Annotated in this window: 13 protein-coding genes; 7 read left to right on the top strand and 6 right to left on the bottom strand. The window is 73.1% G+C overall.

Annotated features, from left to right (window positions below):
* Positions 1-102: 102 nt before the first annotated feature.
* The 5 genes from ABZ801_RS24220 to ABZ801_RS24200 all read left to right on the top strand — a co-directional run bounded on the left by ABZ801_RS24220 (position 103) and on the right by ABZ801_RS24200 (position 5,771).
* Positions 103-1,497: an MFS transporter gene (locus ABZ801_RS24220; RefSeq protein ID WP_344946614.1), complete on the top strand. Its 1,395-nt coding sequence runs from the start codon at positions 103-105 to the stop codon at positions 1,495-1,497.
* A gap of 491 nt (positions 1,498-1,988) precedes the next feature.
* Positions 1,989-3,413: a multicopper oxidase domain-containing protein gene (locus ABZ801_RS24215; RefSeq protein WP_360701582.1), complete on the top strand. Its 1,425-nt coding sequence runs from the start codon at positions 1,989-1,991 to the stop codon at positions 3,411-3,413.
* Positions 3,414-3,662: 249 nt separating this feature from the next.
* Positions 3,663-4,562: an NAD(P)-dependent oxidoreductase gene (locus tag ABZ801_RS24210; protein ID WP_360701579.1), complete on the top strand. Its 900-nt coding sequence runs from the start codon at positions 3,663-3,665 to the stop codon at positions 4,560-4,562.
* A 150-nt stretch (positions 4,563-4,712) separates the two neighbouring features.
* Complete coding sequence (locus ABZ801_RS24205; protein ID WP_344946622.1) at positions 4,713-4,910, top strand: hypothetical protein; 198 nt, start codon at positions 4,713-4,715, stop codon at positions 4,908-4,910.
* Positions 4,911-5,054: 144 nt separating this feature from the next.
* Positions 5,055-5,771 carry a MerR family transcriptional regulator gene (locus tag ABZ801_RS24200; RefSeq protein WP_344946624.1) on the top strand — a complete coding sequence of 239 codons (717 nt, stop codon included), beginning with the start codon at positions 5,055-5,057 and terminating at the stop codon, positions 5,769-5,771.
* 4 nt (positions 5,772-5,775) lie between these two features.
* Here the strand turns inward: ABZ801_RS24200 and ABZ801_RS24195 are convergent, their stop codons facing one another.
* Positions 5,776-6,555: an AraC family transcriptional regulator gene (locus ABZ801_RS24195; RefSeq protein WP_360701577.1), complete on the bottom strand. Its 780-nt coding sequence runs from the start codon at positions 6,553-6,555 to the stop codon at positions 5,776-5,778.
* A gap of 65 nt (positions 6,556-6,620) precedes the next feature.
* Here ABZ801_RS24195 and ABZ801_RS24190 point away from each other — a divergent pair, with 65 nt between their 5' ends.
* Positions 6,621-7,211 carry a TIGR03086 family metal-binding protein gene (locus ABZ801_RS24190; protein ID WP_360701574.1) on the top strand — a complete coding sequence of 197 codons (591 nt, stop codon included), beginning with the start codon at positions 6,621-6,623 and terminating at the stop codon, positions 7,209-7,211.
* 141 nt (positions 7,212-7,352) lie between these two features.
* Here the strand turns inward: ABZ801_RS24190 and ABZ801_RS24185 are convergent, their stop codons facing one another.
* Complete coding sequence (locus ABZ801_RS24185; RefSeq protein ID WP_360701571.1) at positions 7,353-7,952, bottom strand: TetR/AcrR family transcriptional regulator; 600 nt, start codon at positions 7,950-7,952, stop codon at positions 7,353-7,355.
* An 86-nt stretch (positions 7,953-8,038) separates the two neighbouring features.
* On the opposite strand from ABZ801_RS24185, the gene ABZ801_RS24180 reads away from it, so the two are divergent.
* Positions 8,039-9,916, top strand: a complete 1,878-nt coding sequence (locus ABZ801_RS24180; protein WP_360701568.1) for a cellulase family glycosylhydrolase — start codon at positions 8,039-8,041, stop codon at positions 9,914-9,916.
* Positions 9,917-9,961: 45 nt separating this feature from the next.
* Here the strand turns inward: ABZ801_RS24180 and ABZ801_RS24175 are convergent, their stop codons facing one another.
* The 4 genes from ABZ801_RS24175 to ABZ801_RS24160 form a co-directional block, all read right to left on the bottom strand.
* On the bottom strand, positions 9,962-11,329 hold the full coding sequence (locus ABZ801_RS24175; RefSeq protein WP_360701565.1) for an aminotransferase class I/II-fold pyridoxal phosphate-dependent enzyme: 1,368 nt from the start codon (positions 11,327-11,329) through the stop codon (positions 9,962-9,964).
* A 109-nt stretch (positions 11,330-11,438) separates the two neighbouring features.
* The gene (locus ABZ801_RS24170) at positions 11,439-12,419 is read right to left on the bottom strand and encodes a lysylphosphatidylglycerol synthase transmembrane domain-containing protein (protein WP_360701562.1); all 981 of its coding nucleotides are present in this window, start codon (positions 12,417-12,419) and stop codon (positions 11,439-11,441) included.
* A 2-nt stretch (positions 12,420-12,421) separates the two neighbouring features.
* On the bottom strand, positions 12,422-13,291 hold the full coding sequence (locus tag ABZ801_RS24165) for a methyltransferase domain-containing protein (protein ID WP_360701559.1): 870 nt from the start codon (positions 13,289-13,291) through the stop codon (positions 12,422-12,424).
* Positions 13,288-13,686 carry a 6-carboxytetrahydropterin synthase gene (locus ABZ801_RS24160; protein WP_344946648.1) on the bottom strand — a complete coding sequence of 133 codons (399 nt, stop codon included), beginning with the start codon at positions 13,684-13,686 and terminating at the stop codon, positions 13,288-13,290. The genes ABZ801_RS24165 and ABZ801_RS24160 overlap by 4 nt, the downstream gene beginning before the upstream one ends.
* Between the last annotated feature and the right edge of the window lie 12 nt (positions 13,687-13,698).

Raw genomic sequence — 13,698 nt, 5'->3', positions numbered from 1 at the left:
TTGGGCAAAGTCTTGACGACGGTGAGATCTATGCTTACCTTCGTCGGCAATGTGGCCCAGGCCACAGCCACCTCAGCGGTCACCGAGCAGACAGGGCACGCCATGTCAGGCACCACCTCAGGGCACACGCCGGCCCGGCGGCCGGGCGACCGGCCGCGCCCCTCACCCGTCCAACTGCGCCGCGCGGTGCTGTCCAGCTACCTGGGCAGCGTGATCGAGTACTACGACTTCCTGCTGTACGCCACGGCGTCGGCGCTGGTGTTCAACAAGGTCTTCTTCTCCAGCCTCGACCCGCTGGCCGGCACCGTAGCCAGCCTCGGCACGTTCACCACCGGCTACCTGGCCCGCCCCCTCGGCGGGATCGTCTTCGGGCACTTCGGCGACCGGCTCGGCCGCAAGCGCATGCTCGTCGTCACCATGGTGCTGATGGGCGTGGCCAGCACGCTCATCGGGCTGCTGCCCACCTACGACCACATCGGCGTGTGGGCGCCGATCCTGCTGGTGCTCCTGCGCGTGCTGCAGGGCGTCGCGGTCGGCGGCGAGTGGGGCGGCGCGGTGCTGATGTCCGCCGAGCACGCCACGTCCCGGCGCGGCCTGTGGGCCAGCTTCACCAACGCGGGCGCCCCGAGCGGCATGGTGGTGTCCACCCTCGTGCTGACGCTGTCGGCGTCCGTCACCACCGAGGACCAGTTCCTGTCGTGGGGCTGGCGCGTGCCGTTCCTGCTCAGCGTGCTGCTGCTGGCGCTCGGCCTGTTCGTGCGGCTGAAGGTCGAGGAGACGCCGGTGTTCGCCGAGGCCGAGGCCGGGAAGTCCCGGGCCGCCGAGGCGCCGCCGCTGCTGGAGGTGCTGCGCCGCCACCCCAGGAACCTGCTGCTGGCGGTCGGCGTCGGGTTCGGCGCGTTCGTCGCCCAGGCCACCCTCACGACCTTCCTGATCTCCTACGCGGTGGACGCGGGCTTCCCCCGGCAGACGGTGCTCAACGCGCTGACCCTGTCGTCGGCCCTGGGCGCGGTCGCGATCGTCGGCTACTCGGCACTGTCGGACCGGATCGGCCGGCGTCCCGTCGTGCTCGCCGGGGCGGTCGGCATGGCCGTGGTCGCCTTCCCGCTGTTCCCGATGGTCGACAGCGGATCGGCCGTCCTGCTGACGCTGGCCGTCGTGCTGGGCCAGGCGGTCATGCACCCGGCCATGTTCGGCCCGCTGGCCGCCCTCTACAGCGAGATGTTCGGCACCCGCACCCGCTACACCGGCGCGTCGCTCGGCTACCAGATCTCCGCGACCGGGGCGGGGTTCGCGCCCGTGCTCTTCGCCAGCATGACCGGCGCCTCGGCGGGAGGCACGCTCGGCGTGTCCGTGCTGATCGCCCTGTCCTGCGTGGTGACCGTCCTGTGCGTTCTGGTGACGAAGGAGAGCCACCGGGCGGACCTGGCCGAGGAACCGGAGGAGTCCACGGCCGCGCTGGGACGCTCCACCGCCGCCGAGGGCGCCGCGGGCTAGCGGCCCTCGCCGTGCTTAGGTGCGGCCGGATCGCCGGCCGAACGGCGATCCGGCCGCGCGCATGCCCGGCCCGCAACGCGACGCGGGCCAGGTCGACTACTGGGCGGCCAAACCGGGCGTGCGTCGCCGCCGTCTATCCAGGACTTCGCCACTGAGTTTCGCCGGTGACACCGGCGACCGGCGATGAGAATCCGCATTTCCGTGCACTGCGATGTGATCTCGACGGGAACGCGCTCATTGTTAGCATCAGCGGTAAATTGACGTGCGATGTTCGCGTCGCATCGGACAAGAGTGGCGTGCGCGTGCCGGTGGCGACGGGTGTGCGGAGGGCGGTGTTCCGCCAAAAGGCGCGCACTTCCGGGTCAACGGCGTTGATCAAGTTTTTCCGCATTTCCCAAGCTCCGGTAACACGACATTCCGTTGTCGATGAGCCCGGCTGCCCCCTGTCTGTTTTCGGCTACATTTTTGTTTCGGACGGCGAAGGGACGTCAATGCTGAGCAGACGGGGAATCATCACGCTGGGCGCGGTGTCCGCCACCGGGGCGGCGGTGCACGCCGTGGGCGTGGTGCGGCGCGGCACGGCGGCTGCGGCGGAGGCCCCGTCCAAGCCCTTCTCCAGGCCGCTGCTCGTGCCGAAAACCGCGGTCCCCGTGCACCAGAGCAGCACGACCGACTACTACGACATGGCGATCCGGGAGGCGTCCGCCCTGATCCTGCCGGGCTTCCGGACCTGGATATTCGGCTACGACGGGCTGTTCCCCGGCCCCACCGTCCGGGCCTCCGTCGGGCGCCGGGTGGTCATCCGGCAGCGGAACCGCCTGCGCCGCAACGTCGTCGTCCATCTGCACGGCGGGCTGGTGGCGCCCGAGTACGACGGCCACCCCGCCGACATCATCCCGCCCGGCTACTACCGCGACTACGTCTACCCCAACCGCCAGCCGTCGGCGACGCTGTGGTACCACGACCACAGCCATCGCGGGGAGGCCGAGATGGTGTTCTACGGCCTGGCCGGTTTCTACCTGCTCGAGGACCCGTGGGAGCGGGGCCTGAACCTGCCGGCCGGACGCTACGACATCCCGCTCATGCTGCGCGACGCGCACTTCGACAAGCGGGGGCAACTGGTGTTCGCCATGGACGACCGCCGTCGCGACACGCTGCTGGTCAACGGACGCCCCCAGCCCTTCCTCGACGTGTACGCCCGCAGATACCGGCTGCGGCTGCTCAACGGCTCCAACCAGCGCAACTTCACGCTGCGGCTGAGCGACGGCGCGCCCATGACGGTGATCGCCTCCGATGGCGGGCTGCTACCCGCGCCCCTGCGCGTCGCCGGCGTCACCCTGTCGCCCGCCGAACGCGTCGACGTCGTCGTCGACTTCGGCCGGTACGAACCGGGCACCCGCGTGGTGCTGCTCAACACCGCCGGCACGAACGGCGTGACCAGGAACGTCATGCGGTTCCACGTGGGCCGGCGGGTCTCCGACTCCAGCCGCGTGCCCGACCGGCTCGGCCAGGGCTTCGACCTCGGCAGCGCCACCGTCGTCCGCGACGTCAACCTGCACATGGACCCGCGCAGCGGGCAGTTCTTCATCGACGGCAGGGCGTTCGACATGAAGCGCGTCGACATGAAGATCCGGCGCGGCGAGACCGAGATCTGGCGCGTGCACAACCGGGACCGGCTCCCGGAGACGATGCACAACCTGCATCTGCACGGCACGCACTTCCAGGTGCTCGACCGCAACGGCGGGCCGGTCGCCGGGCACGAGACCGGCCGCAAGGACACCGTCGCCGTGCCGGTCGGCGGGAACGTGCGCATCAAGGTCCGCTACGACCGCCATCTCGGCCGCTACCTCTACCACTGCCACCTGCTCGACCACTCCTCAATGGGCATGATGGCCCAGGCGGAGATCGTCGGTTGACCTTGTTGAGGTTCCGGTGTGAAAGCCGTGTTTGCGGGCATTGTCGGCATGGCCGGTGAGAACGGACGGTGCCGCCAGCCCCGGCTCCGCGCCCGGCCCTCGGTGTGACGGCGCTCGGCCGCCTGGCCCGCGCCGAGGACGTGGCGGGCGTGGTGCCGATCCCGGCCGGCCTTTCGCGCTGTGTCGGAGCCTTGCCCGTCGGCCGCGGCATGTGACGCGGCGGTAGGACATTGCAGACGGGGGGCATGAATGAGCGACAGGACTCGAAAACGCGTCATCGGCTTTCTCGGGCTGGGCGCGATGGGCGCCGGCATGGCCACACGGCTCGTGGAGGCGGGCCACTTGGTGAACGTCTACAACCGCACCGCGGCCAAGGCCGCTCCGGTCGTCGCGGCGGGGGCGCGGCAGGCGCGGACGGCGGCCGACGCGGTCGACGGGGCGGACGCGGTGGTCGTCAGCCTGGCCGACGAGCCCGCGGTCGAGCAGGTGCTGTTCGCCGACGCCGCGCACCGGCTGGCGCGCGGCGCGCTGGTGATCGACACCTCCACCGTCTCGCCGGACTTCGCGCGCGACGCCGCGCGCCGGCTGGCCGACCTGGGCGCCCGCCGGGTGGAGGCGTGCGTGTTCGGCAATCCGCTGCAGGCCCGCTCCGGCGACCTGCGCGTGCTGACCGCCGGGGACCCCGCCGACGTGGACGCGGCCCGCGACCTGCTGGAGACCGTCGGCCGCGAGCTGCGTCACTTCGGCCCGCCCGGCGCCGCCGCCACCATGAAGCTCGCGCTGAACATGCTGATCGGCGCGGAGATCGCGGCGATGGCCGAGGCGGTGCAGCTGGCCCGGTCGGCCGGGCTGGACCGCGAGGCCGTGCTGGACTGCGTGGCCTCCAGCGGCGTCGGCTCGGCCGTGATGTCGTTCCGCGCGGCGCTCATGCGCGAGCGCCGGTACGAGCCCGCCGCGTTCCGCACCCGTCTGATGGCCAAGGACCTGCGCCACGCCGTCGAGCTGGCCGAGGCCGCCGGCACCTCGCTGCCGCTGGCCGAATGCGCCCTCGACCTGGTGCGGCGTGCCGTCGACCGCGGTGACGGCGACCGCGACCTGGCCGTCTTGGCCGAACACGCCGGACGGCGCCCGGCCGCCACGGCCATGTAGCCGCCGCGGCCCGCGCCCGCGCCCGCCGTCCCCGCTCGGCGACGGCGGGCGCGCCGCCCCGCACCGTCGGCGACCCCGATGGTCACCCAGAATCACTACTCCATTACGATGAGTGACTAAGTGTCGTCTGACTGTCATTGCGGGGTTTGTATGACACGCTTTCTGGTGATCTGCGGTCTCGTCATCGCTCTGCTCGCCCCCGCATGGGCCGGATCGCACGGCGCGACCGGCGTCCTCGCCCCCGGAATCGCCCCGGGGCTCATGCCGCGGCTGACCCCGGAGGCCCGCGACGACGAGCGCGGTCCGGTGGCCGCGTTGCGGCACTGCGCGCCGAGTTGTCCGCCCTGACGCCCCGTCCCGCCCGGGCAAGGCGTCCCCGCGCGCCGCGGCGGCTTCAAGTGTCCCATTGAAGCGCTTTGAGGTTTTTGCTGACGATCAAGCGGCTATGCTCGATCTTCGTTGGAGGAAACCTCAACGGGGGAGAGTGGGCGGGTGACCAGGACGCTGCGTCCCGTCGACCTGGCGCGGGCGGTCGGCGTGTCGACCCAGCAGATCCGCAACTACGCGGACGCGGGCGTCCTGCCGCCGACACCGCGCTCGCCGTCCGGGCACCGCAGGTTCGGCCCGCGGCACCGTCGGGCCCTGCTCGCCTACCGCGCCCTGGCCAGGGGATACGGCCCGGTGGCCGCGCAGGCGATCATGCGGGCCGTGCACGCGGGCGACGTGGCCGAGGCGCTCGCGCTCGTCGACGCCGCCCACGCCGCGTTGCACGAGCAGCGCCGCACCCTGCGCGCGACGGGCGAGGCGCTGGACGCCGTGGCGCTGCAGGCCCCGGAGGTCCCGGTGCCGGCGCGGTCGGAGCTGCGCATCGGGGAGGTGGCCGCCCGGCTGGGCGTGCGCTCGTCCGCGCTGCGCGTGTGGGAGGCGGCCGGGCTGCTCAGCCCCGCCCGGGAACCCGGCACCGGGCACCGCCGCTTCGGTCCCGCCGACGTCCGCGACGCCCAGATGATCCACATGCTGCGGCAGGGGCGCCACCCGCTGCCGCAGATCCGCGCCGTACTGGACGAGCTGCGCCGCACCGGCAGCCGCGAGGCGCTGCGGGCGGCCATCGCGCAGCGGCAGGCCGCACTGGCGCAGCGCGCCACGGCCATGCTGGAGGGCTCAAGCCACCTGCACCACTACCTGCACGGGGAGGACCCGCCCGGCTGAGCCCTCACGTGCGGGCGTATCTGGCCGGGGGGACGCCCACGGTGGCGGTGAAGTCGCGGATCAGGTGCGACTGGTCGCAGTAGCCGAGGTCGTCGGCGAGGGCGGCCCAGTCGACGTCGTCGCCCCGGTCGGCGCGGGCGGCGGCCTCGTGCAGCCGGGCCCGGCGCAGCACCCATTTCGGGCTGGCGCCCACGTACTCGGCGAACATCCGCTGCAGGGTGCGGGTGGAGATGTGCAGCGTCTCGGCGGCCTGGTCGACGCGGAACAGCGCGGGGCGGGCGGTGATGCGCTCCACCATGTCCGCGACCTCCTCGGCGACCGGGTCCGGGTCGGGCAGGCGCGGCAGCAGGAACTCCTCCGTCCGGGCGACCATCTCGGCGGGGCCGTCGGCGCGCAGGACGGCGTGGCAGGTCTCCGCCACGGCCGGCCCGAAGAACTCCGTGGCCGGGACCCTGCGGTCGGCCAGGTCGGCGACCCGCACGTCGGTGAACGGACGGAAGCAGCCGGGCCGGAACTTGACCCCCAGCACCTGCCCGCGTCCCTCCAGGCGGCGGACGAACAGGCTGCGGTTCACCCCGTACACCTGCGGCGCGGGCTCCTCGAACACCAGATGGACGTTCGGGTGCGCGAGGACCTTCGTCTCGTACGGCTCGGTGACGTTCCAGCGCACATGCCAGTAGAACTCCACGAACCGCGCCAGTTCCGGGCCGGGAGCATGACGGTCCAGGTCGACGAAGGCGGCCTGCTCGTCCGGATACAGCACGCCGCGTCCCAGGTCCCCCACGCGGCCAGGGTATATGGCGCGTTTGTCCAAGCGGTCCGGTACCTGGCCTCCGTAGCGTCACCTGCATGAACGAACTCCACGCTCACATGAAGGAATGCGCCGCCGAGGCTGCCCGCGTCGCCCGTGGCGTGCGCGAGGACCAGCTGTCCGGGCCGACCCCCTGCACGGAGTTCGACGTGCGGACGCTGGTGAACCACTGGGTCCTCTACACCTCGCACGGGCTGGAGCACCGGGCCCTGCGCAGGCCGCTGCCGGAGACGCTCACCGAACGCGACTTCACGGCCGATCCGCACTGGGCGCAGGCGTACGCGGCGCAGCTCGACCGGGCCGTGGCCGCCTGGGCGGACCCGGCGGTGTGGGAGGGCGAGATCGACACCGGCTTCGGCGTCGGCCCGGCACCCGAGATCGCCTCGCTCGTCATCAAGGAGATGGCCGTGCACGGGTGGGACGTGGCCGTTTCCACCGGGCAGGAATACACCGTGTCACCCGAGGTGGGGGAGTTCCTGCTGCGGGTCGTCGAGGAGAACGCCGAAATGTACCGGCAGTACGACGGATTCGCCGACCCGGTGGCGGTGGACGCCGGAGCGTCGGCGTTCGAGCGCGCGCTGGCGCTCTCGGGGCGCGACCCCCGCCGGTCCCCCGCGGTGAAACCGTGATCCGCGGCCTTTCAGCCTCTTCTTAATCTTCTCCCAGAGAGCTCACAGAGCGGGTTCAGTGGTGTCATAAAAATGGCCGAGTAACTTCTTTCGTGTCAGGAATTCGGTGAGAAACGCGGGAAGCGCGTGCGGAGCAGCCGGTCAGTCGTTCCGGGCGGCGAGGAGGGCGGCCAGGGCGGCGGCGAACCGCTCGGGGTCGACGCCCGCGGGCGACCGGCCGAAGAACTCGCGGGACAGGTGGTAGCCGGTCAGCGCGGACACCACGACGGCCAGCAGGGCGTGCGGGTCGCCGTCGCCGGGTGCGCCGTCCAGGTCGCGGGTCAGGTGCGCGGCCTCGTCGGCGATGCCGTCGTCCAGCAGCGCGCCGCGCACCCTGGCGGTCAGCTCGGGGAACCGGCCGTGCTCGCGCGCCAGCAGCATGATCAGCGGCCGGATCGCAGCCAGGTAGTCGAGCTGCTCCAGGAATCGGCGGGTCAGCGCCGCCTCGGCGGCGCCGCCGACCGGGCCGCGCTCGAACCCCGCCCGGTGCCGCCGCGCGCGTTCCAGCTCCCGTTCGAAGACCGCCTCGAACACCTCCCGCTTGGACCGGAAGTGCCGGTAGAAGCTGCCGCTGCCGGGGGAGAGCCCGGCGCCGGCCTCGATGTCGGTGACGGCGGTGCCGCCGAAGCCGCGCACCAGGACCAGTTCCAGCGTGGCGTCCATGATGCGTTCGCGTGTGGGGGAAGGCGCTGTGGAAGGCACGCCTGCAAGATAGCTCTTGCTTCTGCAAGAGGGTTCTTGCACAGTGGAGGCCCGTTCGTGGCCCACCCCCGTGAAAGGCCCCCGCCATGCGAACCTCGAACGCGCGCCCCCTCCGCCCCCTCACGGCCGCGGCCGTCGCGGCGGTCGTCGCCGTCACGGCGCTGTCGCCCGCGCCGAGGGCACGCGCCGACGCGTCCGCGGCGATCGTCGTCGCGCCCAAGCAGCGGTCCTGGGTGTTCCGGGACGGCGACGGCCGCGAGGTGACGCTGCGCGGCTTCAACGTCTCCGGCAGCACCAAGCTCTACGAGAACAACCTGCTGCCCTTCCGCAGCACCGCCGACGCGGTCACGTCGGCGCAGGCCGTGCGCGACCTCACCGGGGCCAACGCCGTCCGCTTCCTGATCAGCTGGGAGGGGGTGCAGCCCGCCCCCGACCGCATCGACCACGCCTACCTCGACAAGGCCATCGAGCAGATCCGGGCGTTCACCGACCGGGGCGTGCGCGTCCTGCTCGACTACCACCAGGACCTGTACTCGGCCCACCTGTTCGACCGCGACAGCTGGTACACCGGCGACGGCGCGCCCAAGTGGGTGATCGACGCGGGGGACTACCCGAAGGAGTCCTGCGGCATCTGCCTGCTGTGGGGCCAGAACATGATGACCAACGGCGCCGTCCGCCGGGCCGCCCACGACTTCTGGCACAACCGCGTGCTCACCACCTCCGCCGGGCCGGTCGGCGTGCAGGACGCCTTCATCAGGCAGGCGTCGGCGACGATGACGTACCTCCGGCAGAAGCTCCCCGCACAGGCGTTCGACGGCATCGTCGGGTTCGACCCGTTCAACGAGCCGTTCGACGGCGGCCTGGACGGCGCGAGCGGCGCGGACTGGGAGAAGACCTATCTCATGCCGTTCCACCAGCGGTTCCGCGCCGCGATGGACGCCGCGGGGTGGTCGGCCAAACCCGCGTTCGTCGAGCCGCTGGTGTTCTGGAACACCGGGTTCTTCGAGCAGGGCGGCATGTCGTCCGTCGGGACGCTCGGCACCCGCATGGTGTTCAACACCCACTACTACGACGGCGCCCGCATGACGCTCGACCCGTCCCCGGCGTCCGACGGCTCCTACGACGCGCCCATGAACAGGATCCGCGACCGGGCGGCGTCACTGGGCACCGCCGCGATCGTCTCGGAGTTCGGCAACCGGCTGACCGGCGCCACCAGCGACCGCACCCCCTGGATGGTGCGCGGCATGTACCAGGCGATGGACTACGGCGTCCCCGGCAGGAACTGGTGGGACCGCCCCGCGTCCGGCGGCGGCGTGCTGTCGGCGCTCCAGTGGCACTGGGACATCTACAGCGGACGCCACCGCGAGCTGATGAACGGCAACCCCGACAAGGTGCAGACCGAGGGCGACGGCTGGAACGACGAGGACCACTCGGTCGTGCGGACCGACGACGCCGGGCAGGTCACGCTGCGGCTCGACCAGCGCGTCCTGGACCGGCTGTACCCAGCGGCCGTGGCCGGGGACACCCTCGCCTTCGCCTACGAGGACCTGGCGCGCTCCGGCTACGGCGGCGCCGGGCAGCAGCAGGCGTGGCTGACCGTCCCGTCGTCCATGCCCAACGTCGCCGCCCTGGTCAAGGACCGCCAGTACGGCGTGCTGGTGTGGCGGGAGTCGTCCACCGGCGCCCCGACCGAGCTGCACCTGCCGCAGTCCTTCGCCCCGGCGGGCACGGCCGTCGTCAGCGACCTCGGCGCCCTGGGCGGCGTCCCGTCCGGCGGTGTGATCCGGGCCGAGCGGGAGACCGGCTCCGGCACCGCGCGCCGGCTGGTCATCGCGCCGTCGGCCCGCACCCCCGGGGCGGTGCACTACGCGCTGGTCGTCAACACCGCGTCGGGCACGCCCGAGCGGCTCGCCGCCGCCCGCGCCGAGCTCGACGCCTGGAAGGCCCGGAACTTCACCGGCTGACCTCACCGCCCGCCGGGCGATGCGCCTGGTGAGATCCGCCGGCGCCTAGATCGACCGGGTGCTGTAGACGTCCTCCAGGGAGGACGGACGCAGCACCGGAGGGCCGGCGGGCGGAGCGGACGGGATCGGCTCCGGCGCCCCGTACAGATGGGCCGGAGCCTCCGGACGCGGCGAGGGCGAGGGGTGCGGGTCGGCGCGGCGGGGGAGCGGCGGCACGTCCGCGCCCGGCCGGAGCGGCGGCGCGTCCGAGCGCGGTGACGGGGACAGCAGCGGCACCGTCGGCCGGGCCTTCTCGGTGCCGTACAGGAAGGCGCCGATGCCGGTCAGCAGACGCCGCACGTCCTGCGGGGGCCGCACGACCAGGCGCAGGAAGCTGCTGTCGGCGCCCAGCTTGTTGCCGCACTCGCGGACGAACACCCCGTGCTCGGAGAGCAGGTAGTCGCGCAGCTGGACGCCGTCCTTGCCGTCAGGCAGCTTGACCAGGACGAAGTTGCCCTGGGAGGAGAACACCCTCAGCCCGGGCAGCAGCGAGTCCAGCTGGTCGGTCATCGTGCGGCGGTCGGCGGCCAGCCGCGCCAGGCTGGTGCGGTACTCGGCCCGGTACTCCTTGAGCAGGAACACCATGACCTCGGCGAAGGAGTTGAGGTTCCACTTCGGCAGGGCCGAGCGGACCCGGCCCGCCAGCGCGGGGTTGGCCACCAGGTAGCCGAACCGGATGCCGTGCAGGCCGAAGTTCTTGCCCAGGCTCTTGAGCACGATGACGTTCGGGCGGATGGCGGCCTCGTCGGCGACGCTCGGCGCCGGCTCGGCGTCGACGAAGTCGATGAACGACTCGTCCACCACCACCAGGTCCAGGTCGACCAGCCGGTCCAGCAGCCGCAGCACGTCACGACGGTGCACGTAGCCGCCGTCGGGGTTGTTCGGGTTGCAGATCACCGCCGCGCGGGAGCCGCGGGCGCGGACGAACGCGGCGAAGTCGTCGACGTCGAGGGCGAAGTCGCGGCTCTCCCGCAGCGGGTACATGTCGACGCGCTTGCCGGTCTCCAGCGGCTGGTCGGTCCAGCGGCCGAAGGTGGGGATCGGCACGGCCAGGCTCTCGCGCACCAGCAGATGGTCGATCCAGGTGATCAGCTCGGTGGACCCGTTGCCCATCGCGACGGTCTGGGGGTTCAGCCCGAGCGTGCCGCACAGCTCCGCGGTGATCGTGTCGGCGTCGCTGGGGTAGTACTTGAGGATCGTCTCCAGCATGCCGCCCAGCCGCCCGAACATCTCCGGCGTCGGGAAGTACGGGTTGCACGGTATGCAGAAGTCGACCAGCTCGGCCTGGTCTGTCCCGCCCGCGCGGCTCAGCGCGAAGAACGACGGACTGTGCGCGTTCCGTCGCAGCAGACTCGGATCGATGTGCCCGGCCAACGCGTGCCTCCAGTGGGGGTGAGCGACGGTGGACAGTACGAGACGCGCCGCCCCCCGGTTCGATCCGCCGCCGGCACGGCCGCCGACCGGCGGCGGAGCGGTCACCGGTCTATCCCTCCCGGGCGACCCCGACCCTCCTGCGCCAGGACCCGAGGGGCATCTTGAGGTCGGCCCTGGCGGCGAGCAGGACCGCGGCGCCCGGCAGGCTCGCGACCAGGGCGAGCACCCCGTAGACGACGGCGACGGACAGGCCCTGCGCCGCGCCCAGGCCGGCGGACCCGAACGCCAGCGTGGCCACGCCCTCGCGCGGCCCCCACCCGCCGACGCCCACCGGCAGCCCCATGGCCAGCAGCGCCAGCACCATCGGCGGCAGCAGCTGGGCGACCGGCGCGGTCGCCCCGGCGGTGCGTGCCGCCACCACGAACAGGGCCAGATGACCGGCCAGCGCCGCCGCCGACAGCAGCGTGACGCCCGGCCACGCGCGCCGCGACAGCAGGCCCGTCCGCGCGTCGTCCAGCGCGGTCGCCAGGCCGCGCAGCCACCGCGAGCCGCCCTTCGCCCAGCGCCGTCCGAGCGTGACGGCCACGACGGGCACCGTCACCGCCACCACCGCGATCACCGCCCCGGCGGTCAGCACCGTGTCGTGCAACCGCGCCGGGACGACCGCCGGACGCGCCAGCATCACCGCCACCCCCGCGACGACGATCGCGGCCTGCCCGGCGGCCCGTTCCAGCGCCACCGCGCGCACGCCGCGGCCCACGTCGCCCTCCTGCCTGCCGTGCCGCACCGCGCGGTGCACGTCGCCGAGCAGCCCCGCGGGCAGCACCGCGTTCAGGAACAGCGACCGGTAGTAGTCCCGGACGGCCTCGCCCAGCGGCAGCCGCAGGCCCAGCCGCCGCGCCACCAGGCACCAGCGCCCGGCGCACAGCACCGTGGTCGCCACGCCGATCCCGAGCGCGGCCAGCACCCCGCCCGCGTCGATCATCCGGAGCCCGGCCACGAACGCCCCGGTGCCGACCTGCCAGACCAGCACGCCGATGATGGCCAGCGCGGCGAACGTCCGGAACCGTCCCAGCAGAAACCGCTTCATCCTCACCCGCCTGCCGGGAGCGCCAGCAGATCCTCGTGGCCGATGACGGCGCGCAGCTCGCCCGCAGCGCACTGGCGAAGCCGGCGACGCAGGTACGGGCCCGCCGGGACCGCCAGCGCGGGACGCTGCTCCACCGCGTACCGGACCCAGCCGCGCAGCCACTCGGCGGTCAGCGCGGCCTGCGCCGGGCCGAGCCGCCACGGGCTGGGACGGCGGTGCACGGCCATGCCCGCGCGGGCGAACGCCTCGGCGGCCGCGTCCACCGCGTCGGGGCCGAGCTTGCGGGACGTCGGCCGCGGCAGCGTCACCGGGACGGGCGTCCCCCGGGAGCGGCGTTGGTGCGCGTTGAACGCCTCGGCGATCGGACCGTCGAGCGGGTCGGCCGGTGCCAGCTCGACGCGTCCGACCACCGACAGCACCAGCAGCGCCGGGCAGCCCGCCCCGGCGCACGCCTGGGCCAGGCCGGTCACATCCGGCCCGGTGAGCAGGTCGAGCAGCGCCGAGGCGGTCACCAGCGACGTCCCGGCCAGGTCCGCCGCGCGCAGCCGGGCGATGTCGCGCCGGTGCGCCTCGGCCGTGACCGCGCCGCCGTCGGCCGTCCGTCCGGGCAGACGCGCGGCGGCCAGGGCCAGCAGCGCCGGGTCGTGGTCGTAGAGCACCCAGTGCTGCGGTCCGGGCAGCCGTCCGGCGAGCCAGCGTCCCATGGAGCCGGTGCCGCAGCCGAGGTCCCGCACGACCAGCGGCCGTGCCGCCCGTCCGGCCAGGTGCGCGCGCAGCGGGCCGAGCAGGTCGGCGGCGCGGGCGCCGGCGTCGGCGTCCTCGCGCAGCTCCAGCCAGCCGGGGCTGATGGCGCCCGCGACGGCCGTGCTCACAGCGCCCGCTCGTAACTGGCCCACGCGACGTGCGACTCGCGCAGGGTGACGGCGATCCCGGACAGGCCGCGGGCGCCCTCGCCGAGCGCCCCCGCGTGCACCCGCTCGGCGAGCCGGTCGGCGATCACCTTGGCCAGGAACTCGGTGGAGGTGTTGACGCCCGCGAAGTCGGGCTCCTCGTCGAGGTTGCGGTAGTCCAGCGCGCCGAGCACCTGTTTGAGCTCGCGGGTCGCCAGCCCGATGTCGACGACGAGGTTGTCCGCGTCCAGCTCGGCGCGGCGGAACGTCGCGTCCACCACGAACGTCGCGCCGTGCAGCCGCTGCGCGGGGCCGAAGACCTCCCCGCGGAAGCTGTGCGCCACCATGAAATGATCACGGACGGTCAGGCTGAACACTACGGGCCTCTC

Origin of the sequence: Actinomadura sp. NPDC047616 (assembly GCF_040642915.1) — a bacterium.
In the GTDB taxonomy this organism is placed as follows: Bacteria; Actinomycetota; Actinomycetes; order Streptosporangiales; family Streptosporangiaceae; genus Spirillospora; species Spirillospora miaoliensis.
Note: the sequence above shows the minus strand (reverse complement) of the source record. Positions and strands in the feature narration are given on the sequence as shown.